We start from the raw sequence: 16,844 nt of genomic DNA, 5'->3' as shown, positions 1-16,844 counted from the left end.
GTTCAAATCCTCAGTAAGACACGTAGACGTCGGTCAGCAAGCTCTCTAGCGCGGGGAAGTCTGCCGCCCGGGCCTTGGCCACGGCGTCATCGACCAAGGCATTGACCTCGGCGTCGATGGCTTGCAGTTCCTCGGGGGAGATTTGACCGGCAACGTGTTGACTGAAAATTTGCAGCGGATCGCTGTCCTTGCGCAGGCGCTCGACTTCGCCATCAGCGCGATAGAGCATCGGGTCGCCTTCAAAGTGGCCGTACCAACGATGGGCAACCGCCTCAATAGCGGTCGGGCCTTCACCGGCTCGGGCCCGTTCTACGGCAACCGCGACGGCCTCATATACGGAGAAAAAATCCGTACCGTCGACCTTGACCGCTGGCATCCCGAAGCCCGCGGCACGCTGCGCGATATTGCGCCCGCCGACGGCATAGTCATGCCCGGTAGCCTCGCCAAAACCATTGTTCTCAAACATGAAAATGACCGGTAATTGCAGCACCACGGCCATGTTCATGGCCTCGAATACCAGCCCTTGGTTCGAGCCGCCGTCACCGGTAAACGACACCGCCACACCACGATTGCCCAGGGTTTTGGCGGTCAGTGCCGCACCAATCGCCAGCGGTGGCGCCCCCCCGACAATGGCGTTGGCGCCGAGCATGCCCTTGCTCAAGTCAGCGATATGCATCGAGCCGCCCTTGCCGCGGCACAGCCCGGAATCCTTGCCAAAAATTTCCGCCATCATCCCGTGGATATCGCAGCCCTTGGCGATGCAGTGCCCATGCCCTCGATGAGTCGAGCCGATATAGTCGGTGTCTTCAAGGTTTTCGCAGACCCCCACGGCGATGGCCTCTTCACCGCAGTAAAGGTGAATGAACCCGGGGATGTCCCCGGTGGTGTTTTCCTGGTGCAGGCGTTCTTCGAACACGCGGATTTCGCGCATTTTGCGATAGGCCCTGAGCAGTTCTGACTTGCCAAGCGACATGGTTTCGCCCTCTTGTCCTGGTTTTTTTATTGGTTGTATCGAACACCCGAAGGCGAACGACGATGGCGTTCGCTTACGGTAAGAGCCTAAAGTCACAGCCATAACTACCCGGATGGGTGGGCGCTTAAATGCGATGGGGGGGCTACCCTTCAATCCTCAGGAACGGCGCCAGACAAACGCTAGAGGGATACATAACAACAATGACCCAGGCCAAGTTTCCCCAGCTGATCGATCACCAGGACCGCATTGACCTCAACCACGGTTTGCCGCTCATAGCCACCAAACTGGTACCTCCCCGCTCCACTGGCACGGTGCTGGTACGCGCGCGGCTGTTGGACAAACTGCGCCTGCTTGAGGAACGACGCCTGGCGCTGGTGTGCGGCCCCGCCGGGTTTGGCAAAACCACGTTGCTGGGGCAGTGGCGCCAGCGCTTGCTTGAGCAAGGCCATAGCGTGGCCTGGCTCAGCCTCGACGAGCAGGACGATACGCCCCTGACCTTTCGCCGTTATCTGCTGAGCGCGCTGAACCAGGCCAGCGGGCAACCTCTGGAAAACACCCAGCCTCTGTTTGAGTGCATCGCGTTGACCGGTTGTCGCTTTACTCGCGAGTTGATCAACCTGATGCAAGGGCGCAAACATTCCCTGTACCTGGTGCTCGATGACCTGCACCTGATCCAGCACCCGAGCATCGCGGGTGACATCGAGCAGTTGCTGCAACATGCACCGGACTGTTTTCACCTGCTGGTGGGCAGCCGCAGCGTTCCGGGTTTGCCCTTGAGCCGGTTGCAGGCGCGCAAGCAACTGCTGGAAGTCGACACCAACGATCTGCGTTTCAATCTCGAAGAAACCCAAGACTATCTGAGCCACGCAACCGCCCAGCGTTTTGTGCCCGCCGAGCTGCAACAAGTGCTGAACCTGACCGAAGGCTGGATCACCGGCATCCAGATGGCGGCACTGGCACCCAGTGATCCACTGCGCACCCTGGATCGCTTGCAACTGGGCAACCGTCAGGCAGGCCGCTATCTCTACGACGTGGTATTGGCGCCGCTGTCGTTGCCGTTACAGACGTTTTTACTGAAGACCTCAATTCTGGGGCGCCTGACGCCTTCACTGTGCAATGCCGTCACCGGGCGCGACGACGCGCAGCAGATGCTGGCCGAGATCGAACGGCACAATCTGTTTATCTTCTCGCTGGATGCGCAAGGTCAGTGGTTTCGCTATCACACGCTGTTTGTCGAAACTCTCAATGAGCGTCTGTTGCGCACCGACATTGATGTCGCGGATCTGCATGAGCGCGCCAGCAACTGGCTGGCCAACCATCAATACTGGGCCGAAGCGATTCGTCATGCACTGGCGGCGGGCCAACACGGAGGGCGCCACGACTGCGCCAATCAGGGCGCACAGTCGCTGGCCGAAGAAGGCGATGTCGACACGCTGGTGCGCTGGCTGCAAAAAATGCCCGAAGCCAGCGCAGAATCACTGGATGAGCAGCGCATCGATTTGCAGCTCAACCTGGCCTGGGCTTTGGGCCATCACTTCCATTTCAGCGCCTCAAGGGGGTTGCTGGAGAGCCTGTATCCGGTGTTCCAGACGCAGCATCCCAGCGCCCGGCTGAGCATCAAATATCAGGTGATCGGCGCTATCACGGAGGCGTTCGCAGAAAATATCAGCCACAGCATCGAGCGTGTCGAGCCCTTGCTGGCGCGGGTTCCGTGCGGCGACACATGGGTCGACGGGCTGATCTGCAACATTCTCAGCTATGGCTACATGACTCAAGGGCATTACCAGCAGGCGCAGGCAGTTCAACGCCATATGCCCTGCCCCACAACCCCGTCGCACAACTTGTTTGTGAGTGTTTACCGAGCTTTTGTGCTGGGGTTGAGTCATTTGCGCCAGGCTGATTTGTACAGCGCCGAGCAGTATTACCTACAAGCCTTGGGCCCGGCCGAACACCTCACAGGCCCCCAATCAAGCGGCAGTGCGACGCTGGCTGCACTGTTGGGCGAGTTGCTTTATGAGCGTGGCGAATGGCAACAGCTGCAGGCGCTGTTGACGCCGCGCCTGAGCCAGATCGACACCGTCGCGCCGCCGGATGCCCTGTTGTGCGCCTACGCCAGCCTGTCGCGCAGGGCACTGCTGATGGGCGAGCCGAGCCAGGCGCGCTATCTGCTGGAACATGCCCAGCAACTGGCGACAGTGCGACGCTGGCCACGCTTGCAAGCGTGGTTGCTGGTCGAGGAAATACGTATTCACCTGGCCAGTGAACAGCTGCCGCAGGCGCTCGGGTTACAACGACAGTTGCAGGCGCTTGACCCCGCCCACGAGCACCCGGAAATCAGGCGCGCTCAGATCCAGGCGCACTGCCATATCGCGGCGGCGCAAAAACAATGGCGCCTGGCTGCAACGCTGTTGCACGGTTTGCTGCAAGAGGACGAACGCCAAGGCCAGTTGCTCCGTGCTGCGGGTAGCCGCGCCGCACTGGCCTGTGCCTTGTGGCCGGACGACCAGGCCGGGGCGCTGAAAACCCTGCAGCCGCTGCTTAATCTGGCTTGCCGGCAGAACTTGCGGCGTACCTTGCTGGATGCGGGCGCAGCCATGCCGGCCCTGCTTCAGGCCACACTGAAAAATGCCCGGCCGCAGATCGCCGACTACCTGCGCAGCCTGCTCGACAGCCTGGACCCGCGCACGGCCAACGAGGATCCGAGTGCAGACGAACCGAACCTGAGTGAGCGCGAACAGCAGATCCTGCTACTGATTGCCCAAGGGCAAGCCAACAAGGAAATCGCCCGCAGCCTGGATATTTCGGCCGAAACCGTGAAGTGGCACCTCAAGAATCTGTTCTGCAAACTGCACGTCACCAGCCGCACACAGGCAATCACCCGCGCGCAAAAATTCAATCTACTGGGATGAGGCATGCTTGCAGCAACGCGTGCCTGGCCCATCAAACCGGCCAGAGTGAACACGGGGCATGCCACCCCCGATTTGCCCCAAAACCCGCTGTCTGCTAGTGTCAGCCGGTTTTAACGCCTACCGAGAATGCCGCCATGGCCCGCAAAAAAGCTTCCCTGGATTTCGAACAGTCACTCGCAGACCTGCAAACACTGGTCGAACGCCTGGAAAATGGCGAGCTGTCGCTGGAAGACTCCCTGACTGCCTTCGAACAAGGCATCCGCCTGACCCGTGACTGCCAGGGCGCACTGGCCCAGGCAGAACAGAAAGTTCAAATCCTGCTGGAGCGCGATGGTGAGCTGGCACAAGAACCCTTTGATGCGGAACAGTCCGAATGATTGATGCGTACCAGATCAGCAGCCAGGCCCGGGTCAATGCGGCGCTTGAACGCTTGTTTGTCGCTCCGGCCCCGGAGCTGGAACGCCTGTTTGAGGCCATGCACTACAGCGTCATGAATGGTGGCAAACGGGTTCGTCCGCTGCTGGCCTATGCCGCTTGCCAAGCGCTGGGCGGCGCGCCGGAGCAAGCCAATGGCGCGGCCTGTGCAGTTGAGCTGATCCACGCCTATTCGCTGGTGCATGATGATTTGCCCGCAATGGATGATGACGATCTGCGCCGCGGCCAGCCGACCACCCATAAAGCTTTTGACGAAGCCTGCGCCATTCTGGCCGGTGACGGCCTGCAAAGCCTGGCGTTCAGCGCCCTGCTCGACCCGCAACTGAACACCCTGGACGCTGACACGCGCTTGCGCATGGTCACCGCCCTCGCCCAGGCCGCAGGCCCGGCGGGCATGGTCGGCGGCCAAGCCATTGACCTCGGTTCGGTCGGCATCAAGCTCAATCAGGCGGCGCTGGAAAACATGCACCGCCACAAGACCGGAGCCCTGATCGAGGCCAGCGTAGAACTAGGCGCCCTGGCCAGCGGCAACGCGACTGCCGAAAGCCTGCACGCCTTGAACACCTACTCACGAGCCATTGGCCTGGCATTTCAAGTTCAGGACGACATTCTGGATGTTGAAAGCGATACCGCCACGCTGGGCAAACGCCAGGGCGCCGATATCGCACGGGACAAACCAACCTATCCGGCGCTAATGGGCCTGGAACAGGCCAAAGGCTATGCACTGGAACTGCGCGATCAGGCACTCAATGCCCTGCGGCATTTTGATGCAGGCGCTGAGCCGCTGCGTGAACTGGCGCGATATATCGTGGAGCGCCGCCACTGAAAACGCTTTTCAGTAACGATTTCTGACAGCTCTAATGCCAAGGTCTTACTAACGAGTACCAGACTGCGTGGGCAGCTTACGTTCCATAAGGTAAACTGCCGCCTCTTCTTATACCTATAACGATTCGCCTGATGCCAACGACGTTTCAAGAGATTCCCCGCAACCGTCCGACTACGCCCCTGCTTGACCGGGCAGGCACGCCTGCGGGCCTTCGCCGCCTGGCCGAAGCCGAGCTGGAAACCCTGGCTGATGAGTTGCGCCTGGAATTGCTCTATACCGTCGGCCAGACGGGTGGGCATTTTGGCGCCGGCTTGGGTGTCATTGAGCTGACCATTGCGTTGCACTACGTATTCGACACCCCGGACGACCGGCTGGTGTGGGATGTCGGCCATCAGGCGTATCCGCACAAAATCCTCACGGGCCGTCGCGAGCAAATGGCGACCTTGCGCCAGAAGGACGGCGTTGCCGCTTTCCCGCGTCGCTCCGAGAGCGAGTACGACACCTTTGGCGTCGGCCACTCCAGCACCTCGATCAGTGCAGCGCTGGGCATGGCCATTGCCGCCCGCCTGCAAAACAGCGACCGCAAGGCCATCGCCGTGATCGGTGACGGCGCGCTGACCGCGGGCATGGCCTTCGAAGCGCTGAACCACGCGCCTGAAGTGAATGCCAACATGCTGGTGATCCTCAACGACAACGACATGTCGATCTCGCGTAATGTCGGCGGTTTGTCCAACTACCTGGCCAAAATCCTCTCCAGCCGTACCTACGCCAGCATGCGCGAAGGCAGCAAAAAAGTGCTGTCACGTTTGCCAGGCGCCTGGGAAATTGCCCGCCGTACCGAAGAGTATGCCAAGGGCATGCTGGTCCCCGGCACACTGTTTGAAGAGCTGGGCTGGAACTACATCGGTCCTATCGATGGTCACGACCTGCCGACCCTGATTGCGACGCTGCGCAACATGCGCGATCTCAAAGGCCCGCAGTTCCTGCATATCGTCACTAAAAAGGGCAAGGGCTTTGCCCCGGCCGAAGCCGACCCGATCGGCTATCACGCCATCACCAAGCTTGAACCGCTGGACGCACCGAAAGCCGCGCCCAAAGTGGCGAGCGGGCCAAAGTACTCGGCAGTGTTTGGCGAGTGGCTGTGCGACATGGCGGCTGCCGATGAGCGCCTGATGGGCATCACCCCGGCCATGAAAGAAGGCTCGGACCTGATCGCCTTCAGCGAGCGCTTCCCCAAGCGTTATTTCGACGTGGCGATTGCCGAGCAGCACGCGGTGACCTTTGCGGCCGGTATGGCCTGCGAAGGCGCCAAGCCGGTGGTGGCTATTTACTCTACGTTCCTGCAGCGCGGTTACGACCAGCTGGTGCATGACGTTGCGGTACAAAACCTGGACGTGCTGTTCGCCATCGACCGTGCCGGTCTGGTAGGCGAAGACGGTCCGACCCACGCCGGTAGTTTCGACCTGTCGTTCCTGCGCTGCATTCCGGGCATGGTCATCATGACCCCGAGCGATGAGAACGAACTGCGCAAAATGCTTACCACTGGCCACCTGTACAACGGCCCAGCGGCAGTGCGCTACCCACGTGGCACCGGTCCGAACGCGCCGATCGAAAAAACCCTTGAGCCGCTGGAAATCGGCAAAGGCGTGATTCGTCGCCAGGGTTCAAAAGTCGCCATGCTGGTGTTTGGTGTGCAATTGACCGAAGCCCTGCTCGTCGCAGAAAAAATCGACGCCACGGTGGTCGACATGCGCTTCGTCAAACCGATGGATGAAGCACTGGTTCGCGAAATGGCTGATAGCCATGAGCTGCTGGTGACCCTTGAAGAGAACGCCATCATGGGCGGTGCCGGAGCTGGCGTCAGCGAGTTCCTGGCCCGTGAAAACGTGCTCAAGTCGGTGCTGCACCTGGGCTTGCCGGATGTGTACGTCGAACACGCCAAACCAAGCCAGATGCTGGCCGAGTGCGGCCTGGATGCGGCAGGCATCGAAGCTTCGGTGCGCCAGCGCATGCAGTTGCTGGGGCTCTGACCCACCCCGTACGCTGCCGCTGGCTGCGATCGCGCCCGAAGCACTTTGCATGAGCAAGGTCCTGCGGACCTTATCGCAGCCTGCGGCAGCGGCTACAGGTTTAATACCGAGAAACCATGAAACGCCTTCGCTTGGCTTTAATCCTCGCCAGCCCTCTGCTGGCCAATGCTGCTGAGCGTGAAGACGCGCTCAAACTCCCGCAAACCCTGATCACCGGCAACCGACAGGTTGAGGCGCGCTCGGACAGCAGCAGCGCCAACAGCGTGCTCACCCGTGAAGACATCGACCGCCTGCAACCCACCAGCCTGACCGACCTCCTGGGCCGGGTCCCGGGCGTGCAAGTGGCCCGCAGCGGCGGGCGCGGTGGCTTGCCGGGGATTTACATTCGCGGCACCAAGTCGGCGCAAAGCCTGGTACTGGTCGACGGCCAGCGCATGGCCAATGCCACCTCGGCCGACAGCAACCTGCAGTACCTCAATATTGATCAGATCGAGCGCGTTGAAGTCTTGCGTGGCTCGCGCTCGGTGATCTACGGCAGCGATGCGATTGGCGGGGTGATTCAGATTTTCACCCGCCGTGGTTCGGACCATGCCCCACAACTTCGGGTTCACAGTGCCGTGGGCAGTTATGGCAGCTCAGAGAACAGCGTCGGCGTCTCCGGTGGCGATGCGCAGACCCGCTACAACTTGAGTGGTAGCCTGGAGGAGACGGCGGGCATCAACCGCACCCACGAGTCCTTCCCCAGCGACAACGATCACGATGCCTATCGCAACAAGTCGCTGAGCCTGAACCTGAACCACTACCTGAACGAAGACCTTGAAGTCGGGCTGACAGCGATGAAAAACGTTGGCAAAACCGAACTCGATAACCCGTTCGGGCGCTGGGACCCGAGCACCATGACAGTCAGTGGCCAGCAGCTTTACAGCGATTTTGATATCAGCAGCGTTGGCAGCTTTATCGATGCGCAATTGAGTGAGCGCTGGAATTCGCGCCTGGAACTGGGCCACAGTGAAAACCGCGAAAAAACCCGGGACCAGCTCAGCGCTGATATCTACAGTTTCAATACCTACCGCGACTCGCTGAACTGGCAAAACAACCTGACGCTGGACGACAAAAACAGCCTGATCCTCGGCGCCGATACCTATCAAGACCGCGTGCGCAGCAGCACGGCTTTTGAGCAAGACAGCCGCTGGAACCACGCAGCGTTTGTTCAGCACCGGTTTCATGGCGATTATTTTTCGACCGAATTGGGCGTGCGTCATGACCAGAACCAGCAGTTCGGTAGCCACAACACCTGGAGCGCCAGCCTGAGCGTGCCGTTGAATGCCAACAACGATGTGCTCTTGTCTTACAGCGAAGGCTTCCGCGCGCCCACCTTCAATGACTTGTACTACCCACAGTTCGGCAACCCGAACCTCAAACCCGAGTATTCGAAAAGCTACGAAGTCCAATGGCGCAGCCAGTTGAGCGAGACCAGCAGGCTGGAAACATCGCTGTACCGCACCGATATTCGTGACGCGATTGTGGCCGATGCTGACTTTATCCAGCAGAACATCGGCGCGGCGCAAATCACCGGTTTCGAAAGCGCCCTGCAACAAGAATGGTTCGGCTGGCAGAGCAGCCTGGGCATCGCAATTATCGACCCGCGTGATCGCGATACCGGCCATACCCTGGGCCGCCGGGCACGCAGAACGTTGAGCCTGGATCTGGATCGGCAATTTGACCGGCTAGGCGTCGGCGCCAGTTGGCAAGCGGTGAGCAGCAGCTTCAATGATGAAGACAACAAGCAGCCCATTGGCGGCTACGGACTGTTGGGATTGCGTGGCAACTGGCAGGCCAGCTCGCAAGTCCGGTTCGACTTGAAAGTCGATAACCTGCTGGACAAGAGCTTCACCCGCGCGCTCTACAGCTATGAGGGCAACTACTATGGCTACCGCGAAGAGCGCCGCAGCTTGCAGTTGGCCGTGACCTGGACGCCTACTCTCTAGAAGGCGCAGCCCCCCTTGTGGGAGCGAGCCTGCTCGCGAAGGCTCAAGAGGGTTAGTGTGCCGCTAGCTGTTCACACAACTTGGCCGTGGCTTCAAGCATCTGCCCGCTCGGGCGCTCCAGGCCTTTGTCGGTCAGTAACAACAAGCGCCCGTGTTTGACGGCATCAATCTGCGGCCAAATTTTCCAAGCATCAAGTTGCGCCTGGGTACTGGCAATGATCACCTCGGGATTGCGCTGCAACACGGACTCAATACTGACCTGCGGAGCAGGCAACTTGAGGTCGTCAAACACATTGCTCGCCCCGCACACGGCCAACGCATCACTGATGATTTGCCCGCCACCGATGGTGTACAGCGGCTGGTCCCACACTTGGTAAAACACCCGCAACGGTGTGTCGCGCCAATACTGGGCACGCAGCCCGGCCAAACGCTGACGCAGTTCACCCGCCAGCTCATGCCCACGCTGCGGGCGATCCAGAGCAACAGCCAGCCCTTCGACCTGATCAGCCAACTGATCAAGGCTGCGCGGTTCACCAATGTAGGTCGGGATCTTCAGGCGATTCAGCTGTTCGCGCTGTGCAACACCCACACTGCCCGGCCAGAGCAAAAGCAGATCGGGTTGCAGGCTGAGCAAGCGCTCCATGTCCAACTGCCCGTAGCGGCCCACTGAGGGCACGCTGACAAGCTCCGGCAACGGCTCACCCGCATCCAGACGCCCCACCAGCAAATCGGCGGCGCCCAGTTCGACAACCATTTCGGATAAGGATGGAGACAGGCTGACCACACGCGTGGCGGCCAGCGAAGGAATGCTCGCGGTCAGCAGCAGAGCCGCCAGCCAAGCGCGCATCAGCCGACCTGGCGAGGAATGCGGTAGAGGTAAAACAGCACCAGCGTCGACAGGGTCAGCAGCAATAAAGGTACGCCTTCGAGCCCGACGAACACCGCCAGGGTAGCAACCCAGGTGGGCAATCCCGCCGCCAGCAAGGCACGGTGCCGCACATGCGCCAGCGCATCCCAGGCCGCAGGTTCCTGCGGGGTGTCGAGGGCTTTTTGCAGGTTGATCAGGCCATGTTTGTAAGGCCCGAACGTGCGCAGGGTGACAAACATCGAAGCCACGCCCGCGATGAAGAACGGCATCGCCAGTTCAGGCAGCAGCGGTTCGGCGTTGCCGAAAAACCAGTTAACCAACACCAGCGGCAGCAGAGTCAGTACCAACTGTTGCCACCAGCTGAAGCTCAGGCGCCGACGACGCTGGCCACGGGTCACGCCGGGTCGGCCTCGTTTTGATGCTGGTTGCCCATCATGTGACCGAGCTTGTTGGCTTTGGTCGCCAGGTACAATTTGTTGTGCGGGTTGTGCCCGGTGTGCAAAGGCACACGCTCGGCCACGGTGATGCCCATTTCGGTCAAGGCTTTGACCTTGCGCGGATTGTTGGTCATCAGGCGCAGCGACTGCACACCCACGTGCTCCAGCATCGGCAGGCAGATGGCGTAATCACGCTGATCGGCAGCAAAGCCCAGACGCTCGTTGGCTTCAACGGTATCGGCGCCGCCATCTTGCAGTTCGTAAGCACGGATTTTGTTCAGCAAACCGATGCCACGACCTTCCTGGCGCAGATACAGCAGAACGCCACGGCCTTCGCGGGCGATGGCCTGCAAGGCGGCTTCGAGCTGCGAACCACAATCGCAACGCTGGCTGAACAAGGCATCGCCAGTCAGGCATTCGGAATGCACCCGACCCAGAACCGGAGCACCATCAGTCACGTCGCCCAGACTGAGCACAACGTGTTCACGGCCCGAGGTTTTCTCAAGGAAGCCATGCATGGTGAATTCGGCAAAAGGAGTAGGTAATTTGCAAGCGGCAACGAAAACGACGGGCACCGTGTGCTCCTGATCAGTTTGAGGACTGGAGATTCGCAAAGGCGACATTGTAACAGGAGGTTCCTACAGACGCTTAGGCTGAATTACCGTGGATAAAGATCTAAAAGTTTGATAACTCGACCCGTCCCAATCCCGTAGCAGTTGCCGAAGGCTACGTTCGATTGCGAAGCGATCGTAAAATAAGAGTACGCGGTTTAACTAAAAAACCGCGCGTGATAATTTTGCGACGGCTGCGCCGCCGGACGCAGCCTCGTTCCTACGGCAGCTGCTACGAACAGTTTTATAGGCGAAAATGTTGATAGCCACGGATTGCCGGGGTGATGTCCTGGCCGTGCTCATCGAACAAGCCAACACCCTGCCCTTCAACCACACGACCCACCACATGGATCGGCCAACCATCAGCCAACAGCGTCGGCAGTTCAAGCGCAGGCAAGGTAAACGCCAACACGTAATCATCACCGCCGCTCAATGCTGCCTGCTGTGCATCGCCAGCGCCCAAAAACTCTTCCAGCGCCAGCGAGATGGGCACCCGGTCCAGTTCAATCTCCAGCCCCACCTTGGACGCCAGCGCAATATGGCCACAGTCGGCAAGCAGGCCATCAGAGATATCCAGCGCCGAGGTGGCTTTGCCGCGCAGGGCCTGGCCCAGCGCCAACTGCGGTTGCGGTGACCAGTAATGCGCCAGCAACGGCTCGCTGATAACCGGTGGCGCGCTGCGCTGCCCCAGTACCAGCGGCAACGCTCCCGCCGCGTTGCCCAGTTCGCCGCCCACACATAACAGGTCACCAGGGCGGGCGCCGCTACGAGTCAGGGCCTTGCCCTTGGGGATACGACCAAACACCGTGAGCGTCAGGCACAACGGCCCGCGAGTGGTGTCACCGCCGATCAGGCGCAGGTCGCAGGTTTGAGCCATCAGGTTCAAACCACGGGCGAACGCTTGCAACCAATCGGCTTCCACCGTCGGCAAGGTCAAGGCAAGGGTAAAGGCGAGAGGTGTTGCGCCCATGGCCGCCAAATCACTGGCCGCCACCGCCAGCGAACGCTGACCGAGCAAGAAAGGGTCGCAAGGATCTGCGAAGTGCACCCCGGCTACCAGGGTGTCAGTGGAAATTGCCAGCTGTTCCCCGAAGGGAACATCCAGCAGGGCGCAGTCGTCGCCAATGCCCAGAGCAACACCTTCGCCGCCTTGCGCACAGGGCGCGGCAGCGAAGAAGTTGCGGATCAGCTCAAACTCGCCCATGGCCGACAGCGCCGTTTAGCGCTTGTAAGCCTTTACTTCAGCTTCACGCAGGCGTGGCGCCAGTTTGTCGAGCACACCGTTGACGAACTTGTGGCCGTCGGTGGAGCCGAACACTTTGGCCAGCTCGATGCCTTCGTTGATCACAACGCGGTAAGGCACGTCGACACGTTTGATCAGCTCCCAGGTAGACAGGCGCAGAACAGACAGCTCAACCGGGTCGAGTTCTTCGATGGTGATATCCAGGCACGGGATCAAGGCAGCATCGATCTCGCCTTTGTGTGCAGGTACGCCGTGCAGGATTTCACGGAAGTACGCAGCATCAACGTCGGTGAAGTCGTTATCAACGCGGAACTGCGCTTCAATTTCGTTCAACGATTGCTTGGCCATATGCCACTGGTACAGGGCCTGAGTCGCGAGTTGACGCGCTTCACGGCGCTTGGCGCTCTTGGAAGGTTTGCCAGCGTCCGCAGGTTTTGGATCGCGCGGGTTGAAACGATCGCTTTCGTCGGAAATCACTTGGCCTCCAACTGTGCCAACAGGCTGACCATTTCAAGGGCGGACAAGGCAGCTTCAGCGCCTTTGTTACCGGCTTTGGTGCCGGAACGCTCGATGGCTTGCTCGATCGAATCAACAGTCAGCACGCCGAATGCAACCGGTACGCCGAACTGCATGGACACTTGGGACAAGCCCTTGGTGCATTCGCCAGCAACGTATTCGAAGTGCGGAGTACCGCCACGAATCACGGCGCCCAAGGCGATGATGGCGGCGAATTCGTTGCGCTGGGCAACCTTCTGCGCAACCAGCGGGATTTCGAACGCACCCGGCGCTCGAATGATGGTGATGTCGCTTTCGTTCACACCGTGGCGAACCAGGGCATCAACGGCACCACTCACCAGGCTTTCGACAACAAAGCTGTTGAAACGGCCAACTACCAGAGCGTAGCGCCCCTTGGGGGCGATGAAGGTACCTTCGATGGTCTTCAGGGTCATTCGGTATGTCTCGTATTAAAGAGCCAGAACGCACTCGCGTGCGTTCTTTAAGGATATTGGGCCACGAATTCGGACAGGACACGACCGGTCTTTATTCGGAGGGCACGTATTCTACAACTTCCAGATCGAAACCGGATATGGCATTGAACTTCATTGGTGAACTCATCAAGCGCATTTTACGCACGCCAAGGTCACGAAGGATCTGCGAACCGGCACCGACGATGCTGTAGGTGGTCGGTTTTTTTACCGGAATCTGGTCTGCGGTTTCGCGGATATGCGCCAGCAATACATCACCATCCAGCGGATGCCCCAGCAGCAGCACAACACCGCTGCCCGCCTCTGCCACCGCAGTCATGGCGGCGCGTAGGCTCCAGCGGCCCGGTTGCTTGACCATCAGCAGGTCGCGCAACGGGTCGGCATTGTGCACTCGCACCAGCGTCGGCTCTTCGGCGCAGATCTTGCCCAGGGTCAGCGCCATATGCACATCGCCTTCGACTGAATCACGATAGGTCACCAAATTGAATTGGCCCAGTTCGCTGTCCAGTGGCTGCTCGGCAATCCGCTGAACGGTACGTTCGTGGATCATGCGGTAGTGAATCAGGTCGGCGATGGTGCCGATCTTGATCCCGTGTTCGGCCGCAAACGTTTCCAGCTCAGGGCGGCGAGCCATGGTGCCGTCGTCGTTCATCACTTCACAGATCACGCCGCTTGGCTCGAAACCGGCCATGCGGGCCAGGTCGCAGGCCGCTTCGGTGTGACCGGCGCGGGCCAGGGTGCCGCCCGCTTGTGCCATCAGCGGGAAGATGTGACCAGGGCTGACAATGTCTTCGGCCTTGGCGTCCCTGGCGGCCGCTGCTTGCACAGTGCGTGCACGGTCAGCGGCGGAAATTCCGGTGGTCACGCCGGTCGCAGCTTCAATCGACACGGTGAACTTGGTGCCAAAGCCGGAACCGTTGCGCGGTGCCATCAATGGCAGTTTGAGCAATTCGCAGCGCTCGCGGCTCATCGGCATGCAGATCAGGCCACGGGCAAAACGCGCCATGAAGTTGATGTGCTCGGCCTTGCAGCACTCGGCGGCCATGATCAGGTCACCTTCGTTCTCACGGTCTTCGTCATCCATAAGAATGACCATCTTGCCTTGGCGGATGTCTTCAACCAGTTCTTCGATGCTGTTGAGCGCCACGCGGCACCCCCTTAAGTCAGGATTTGAGGTAGCCGTTGGCGGCCAGAAAACTTTCGCTGATGCCACCCGAGGTCGGCTCGGCGGCTTTATCGCCCAGCAGCAGACGCTCAAGGTAACGCGCCAGCAAGTCGACTTCGAGGTTGACCCGGCGACCCGGACGGTAATCGCCCATGATGGTTTCGCTCAGGGTGTGCGGAATGATCGTCAGCGAAAACTCGGCGCCATTGACCGAGTTCACGGTCAGGCTGGTGCCATCGACGGTGATCGAGCCTTTGTGCGCGATGTACTTGGCCAGTTCTTTGGGGGCGCGGATCACGAATTCGATAGCGCGAGCGTTCTCGTCACGCGAGATCACTTCGCCCACACCATCGACGTGACCGCTCACCAGGTGCCCACCCAAACGCGTGGTCGGGGTCAGCGCTTTTTCCAGGTTGACCCGGCTGCCGCTTTTCAAGTCGTTGAATGCGGTGCAATCGAGGGTCTCGCGACTTACGTCAGCCGCAAAGCCGTTGCCCGGCAGCTCAACCGCGGTCAGGCACACGCCATTGATCGCGATGCTGTCGCCAAGTTTGACGTCGCTCAGGTCGAGCTTGCCGGTGTCGATTGAAACTCGTATATCACCGCCTTTAGGGGTCAGTGCACGGATGCTGCCGATGGATTCAATGATGCCTGTAAACATGGCGTTCCCCTTGAGAACAAAGCCTGCGTAAAGCGAAGGCCGAGAATTATACGCTCGCTGGCGGCACGGGTATGGCGGTGACTCGCCAGTCATCGCCCACCGCGCGCATTTCAATGATTTTGAGCAAAGGCGCTTCGCGCATGTGGGTCAACGGCAGTTCCAGCAATGGCCGGGCGGTAGAACCCAAAAACTTGGCGGCGATGAAAATCTGGTATTCATCGACCAGACCTTGCTCGGCAAAGGCTCCGGCCAGATTCGGCCCCGCTTCGACCAGCACCTCGTTGACGCCGCGTGCAGCCAGCGCAACCAACAGTTTGCGCAGGTCCACATGGCCGTTGGCACCGTGGATCACCAGGCACTCAGGCCCTGTGCGGTACTGCTCGGCTGGCGGCACGCAGGTCGCGACCAGCGCTGGCCCCGCCTTGAAAAATGGCGCATCCAGCGGCACCCGCAAACGCCCGTCGACCAGCACCCGCAGCGGCGGACGGCTCAGCGCCAGCGCGGTCAACTCAGGGCTCAGCCCCAACTCAGGACCGCGAACGGTCAACCGTGCGCCATCAGCCAACACCGTGTCGGCGCCGGTCAATACCACGCTGGCCTGCGCCCGCAGACGCTGCACTGCAGAACGTGCGTCAGGGCCGGTGATCCACTGGCTTTCGCCGTTGGCCATCGCGGTGCGGCCATCAAGGCTCATCGCCAGCTTGACCCGCACAAACGGCAGGCCGTGTTCCATGCGCTTGAGGAAGCCAGGGTTCAATGCCCGGGCCTGAGCTTCAAGTACGCCGCTGACGACCTCTATTCCGGCATCGGCCAGACGTTTGAGGCCACGCCCGGCAACTTCCGGGTTAGGGTCCTGCATGGCCGCAACCACCCGCGCTACCCTGGCGTTGATCAGCCCTTCGGCACACGGCGGGGTATGCCCATGATGGCTGCACGGCTCCAGGGTGACATAGGCCGTGGCCCCACGGGCCAGCTCGCCCGCCGCCCGCAAGGCGTGGACTTCGGCATGCGGTTCGCCGGTGCGCACGTGCCAGCCTTCGCCGACAACCTGCCCGTCACGCACGATCACGCAACCGACACGCGGGTTGGGATGGGTGGTGTACAGACCGTTGCGCGCAAGCTCGATGGCTCGGGCCATGTAATGGGTGTCTAAAACAGCTTGTTCTGTGGACTGAGTCATTCTTTTGAGGGCTCACGGGCAAGTCGGTCGATCTCTTCCCGGAACTCGTTCAAGTCCTGGAAGCGTCGATAAACCGATGCAAAGCGGATATAGGCCACTTCGTCGAGCTTTTGCAGCTCGCCCATGACCAGTTCACCCACCACCAGCGATTTGACTTCACGTTCGCCGGTGGCGCGCAATTTGTGCTTGATTCGGGCCAGCGCAGCTTCAAGACGCTCGACACTTACCGGGCGTTTTTCCAGCGCACGCTGCATTCCGGCGCGCAATTTTTCTTCGTCAAAGGGCTGACGACTACCGTCTTGCTTGATTAGACGGGGTAAGACCAACTCGGCTGTTTCAAAGGTGGTGAAACGCTCACCACAGGCCAGGCATTCACGCCGGCGACGCACCTGGTCGCCCTCGGCAACCAGACGCGAGTCGATGACTTTAGTGTCGTTGGCACCGCAGAAGGGACAGTGCATGGTGGCAGCCAACAAAAATGGGGAGCGCCATGTTAGCGCATCCCACTGGCAAGACAAGCCATAGGCTTTAC

The 16,844-nt window shown here is 60.3% G+C and carries 16 protein-coding genes; 5 read left to right on the top strand and 11 right to left on the bottom strand.

What is annotated here, in order from left to right:
- Nucleotides 1-10 precede the first annotated feature (10 nt).
- Nucleotides 11-973 (bottom strand): thiamine pyrophosphate-dependent dehydrogenase E1 component subunit alpha, encoded by a 963-nt coding sequence (locus V6L79_RS05875; protein ID WP_321837465.1) that lies wholly within the window; start codon nucleotides 971-973, stop codon nucleotides 11-13.
- A gap of 200 nt (nucleotides 974-1,173) precedes the next feature.
- Between V6L79_RS05875 and V6L79_RS05870 the strand changes: the two genes are divergently transcribed.
- The 5 genes from V6L79_RS05870 to V6L79_RS05850 all read left to right on the top strand — a co-directional run bounded on the left by V6L79_RS05870 (nucleotide 1,174) and on the right by V6L79_RS05850 (nucleotide 9,161).
- Nucleotides 1,174-3,882, top strand: a complete 2,709-nt coding sequence (locus V6L79_RS05870; RefSeq protein ID WP_338579921.1) for a LuxR C-terminal-related transcriptional regulator — start codon at nucleotides 1,174-1,176, stop codon at nucleotides 3,880-3,882.
- A 134-nt stretch (nucleotides 3,883-4,016) separates the two neighbouring features.
- Nucleotides 4,017-4,259, top strand: a complete 243-nt coding sequence (locus tag V6L79_RS05865; protein WP_016779237.1) for an exodeoxyribonuclease VII small subunit — start codon at nucleotides 4,017-4,019, stop codon at nucleotides 4,257-4,259.
- On the top strand, nucleotides 4,256-5,143 hold the full coding sequence (gene ispA, locus V6L79_RS05860; RefSeq protein WP_338579920.1) for a (2E,6E)-farnesyl diphosphate synthase: 888 nt from the start codon (nucleotides 4,256-4,258) through the stop codon (nucleotides 5,141-5,143). Before V6L79_RS05865 ends, ispA begins: the two co-directional genes overlap by 4 nt.
- A gap of 131 nt (nucleotides 5,144-5,274) precedes the next feature.
- Nucleotides 5,275-7,173, top strand: coding sequence for a 1-deoxy-D-xylulose-5-phosphate synthase (gene dxs, locus V6L79_RS05855; protein WP_338579919.1), 1,899 nt, complete (start codon nucleotides 5,275-5,277; stop codon nucleotides 7,171-7,173).
- A gap of 116 nt (nucleotides 7,174-7,289) precedes the next feature.
- Nucleotides 7,290-9,161 (top strand): TonB-dependent receptor domain-containing protein, encoded by a 1,872-nt coding sequence (locus V6L79_RS05850; RefSeq protein WP_338579918.1) that lies wholly within the window; start codon nucleotides 7,290-7,292, stop codon nucleotides 9,159-9,161.
- Between the two features lie 52 nt (nucleotides 9,162-9,213).
- Here the strand turns inward: V6L79_RS05850 and V6L79_RS05845 are convergent, their stop codons facing one another.
- From V6L79_RS05845 to nrdR, 10 genes are all read right to left on the bottom strand, one after another.
- A complete protein-coding gene (locus V6L79_RS05845; RefSeq protein WP_321835619.1) occupies nucleotides 9,214-10,008 on the bottom strand; it encodes a cobalamin-binding protein in 795 nt (264 codons plus the stop codon).
- The gene (locus V6L79_RS05840; RefSeq protein ID WP_261740763.1) at nucleotides 10,008-10,427 is read right to left on the bottom strand and encodes an MFS transporter; all 420 of its coding nucleotides are present in this window, start codon (nucleotides 10,425-10,427) and stop codon (nucleotides 10,008-10,010) included. Before V6L79_RS05840 ends, V6L79_RS05845 begins: the two co-directional genes overlap by 1 nt.
- Entirely contained in the window at nucleotides 10,424-11,041 is a 618-nt protein-coding gene (gene ribA, locus V6L79_RS05835) for a GTP cyclohydrolase II (protein WP_261740762.1), read from the bottom strand. Before ribA ends, V6L79_RS05840 begins: the two co-directional genes overlap by 4 nt.
- 280 nt (nucleotides 11,042-11,321) lie before the next feature.
- Nucleotides 11,322-12,281: a thiamine-phosphate kinase gene (gene thiL / locus V6L79_RS05830; RefSeq protein ID WP_321835615.1), complete on the bottom strand. Its 960-nt coding sequence runs from the start codon at nucleotides 12,279-12,281 to the stop codon at nucleotides 11,322-11,324.
- Nucleotides 12,282-12,296: 15 nt separating this feature from the next.
- On the bottom strand, nucleotides 12,297-12,797 hold the full coding sequence (gene nusB / locus V6L79_RS05825; protein WP_133077063.1) for a transcription antitermination factor NusB: 501 nt from the start codon (nucleotides 12,795-12,797) through the stop codon (nucleotides 12,297-12,299).
- The gene (gene ribE / locus V6L79_RS05820; RefSeq protein ID WP_003444275.1) at nucleotides 12,794-13,270 is read right to left on the bottom strand and encodes a 6,7-dimethyl-8-ribityllumazine synthase; all 477 of its coding nucleotides are present in this window, start codon (nucleotides 13,268-13,270) and stop codon (nucleotides 12,794-12,796) included. Before ribE ends, nusB begins: the two co-directional genes overlap by 4 nt.
- Nucleotides 13,271-13,361: 91 nt before the next feature.
- Nucleotides 13,362-14,453: a bifunctional 3,4-dihydroxy-2-butanone-4-phosphate synthase/GTP cyclohydrolase II gene (gene ribBA, locus V6L79_RS05815; RefSeq protein WP_261740760.1), complete on the bottom strand. Its 1,092-nt coding sequence runs from the start codon at nucleotides 14,451-14,453 to the stop codon at nucleotides 13,362-13,364.
- A gap of 16 nt (nucleotides 14,454-14,469) precedes the next feature.
- Nucleotides 14,470-15,132 carry a riboflavin synthase gene (locus V6L79_RS05810; RefSeq protein WP_261740759.1) on the bottom strand — a complete coding sequence of 221 codons (663 nt, stop codon included), beginning with the start codon at nucleotides 15,130-15,132 and terminating at the stop codon, nucleotides 14,470-14,472.
- A 46-nt stretch (nucleotides 15,133-15,178) separates the two neighbouring features.
- Entirely contained in the window at nucleotides 15,179-16,312 is a 1,134-nt protein-coding gene (ribD, locus tag V6L79_RS05805) for a bifunctional diaminohydroxyphosphoribosylaminopyrimidine deaminase/5-amino-6-(5-phosphoribosylamino)uracil reductase RibD (RefSeq protein WP_261740758.1), read from the bottom strand.
- Nucleotides 16,309-16,773, bottom strand: coding sequence for a transcriptional regulator NrdR (gene nrdR / locus V6L79_RS05800; protein ID WP_029611200.1), 465 nt, complete (start codon nucleotides 16,771-16,773; stop codon nucleotides 16,309-16,311). The genes ribD and nrdR overlap by 4 nt, the downstream gene beginning before the upstream one ends.
- Between the last annotated feature and the right edge of the window lie 71 nt (nucleotides 16,774-16,844).

This window comes from Pseudomonas sp. ML2-2023-6 (assembly GCF_037055265.1).
Lineage (GTDB): Bacteria > Pseudomonadota > Gammaproteobacteria > Pseudomonadales > Pseudomonadaceae > Aquipseudomonas > Aquipseudomonas kulmbachensis.
The sequence above is the reverse complement of the archived record's forward strand: the minus strand, read 5'-3'. Positions and strand labels throughout refer to the sequence as shown.

What these genes read in the sequence shown, in the direction of transcription:
- V6L79_RS05875 (WP_321837465.1), bottom strand. Translation starts at nt 973, where the DNA reads ATGTCGCTTGGCAAGTCAGAACTGCTCAGGGCCTATCGCAAAATGCGC.
- thiL (WP_321835615.1), bottom strand. Translation starts at nt 12,281, where the DNA reads ATGGGCGAGTTTGAGCTGATCCGCAACTTCTTCGCTGCCGCGCCCTGT.
- V6L79_RS05810 (WP_261740759.1), bottom strand. Translation starts at nt 15,132, where the DNA reads ATGTTTACAGGCATCATTGAATCCATCGGCAGCATCCGTGCACTGACC.
- ribD (WP_261740758.1), bottom strand. Translation starts at nt 16,312, where the DNA reads ATGACTCAGTCCACAGAACAAGCTGTTTTAGACACCCATTACATGGCC.
- V6L79_RS05845 (WP_321835619.1), bottom strand. Translation starts at nt 10,008, where the DNA reads ATGCGCGCTTGGCTGGCGGCTCTGCTGCTGACCGCGAGCATTCCTTCG.
- ribE (WP_003444275.1), bottom strand. Translation starts at nt 13,270, where the DNA reads ATGACCCTGAAGACCATCGAAGGTACCTTCATCGCCCCCAAGGGGCGC.
- V6L79_RS05865 (WP_016779237.1), top strand. Translation starts at nt 4,017, where the DNA reads ATGGCCCGCAAAAAAGCTTCCCTGGATTTCGAACAGTCACTCGCAGAC.
- dxs (WP_338579919.1), top strand. Translation starts at nt 5,275, where the DNA reads ATGCCAACGACGTTTCAAGAGATTCCCCGCAACCGTCCGACTACGCCC.
- nrdR (WP_029611200.1), bottom strand. Translation starts at nt 16,773, where the DNA reads ATGCACTGTCCCTTCTGCGGTGCCAACGACACTAAAGTCATCGACTCG.
- ispA (WP_338579920.1), top strand. Translation starts at nt 4,256, where the DNA reads ATGATTGATGCGTACCAGATCAGCAGCCAGGCCCGGGTCAATGCGGCG.
- V6L79_RS05850 (WP_338579918.1), top strand. Translation starts at nt 7,290, where the DNA reads ATGAAACGCCTTCGCTTGGCTTTAATCCTCGCCAGCCCTCTGCTGGCC.
- V6L79_RS05870 (WP_338579921.1), top strand. Translation starts at nt 1,174, where the DNA reads ATGACCCAGGCCAAGTTTCCCCAGCTGATCGATCACCAGGACCGCATT.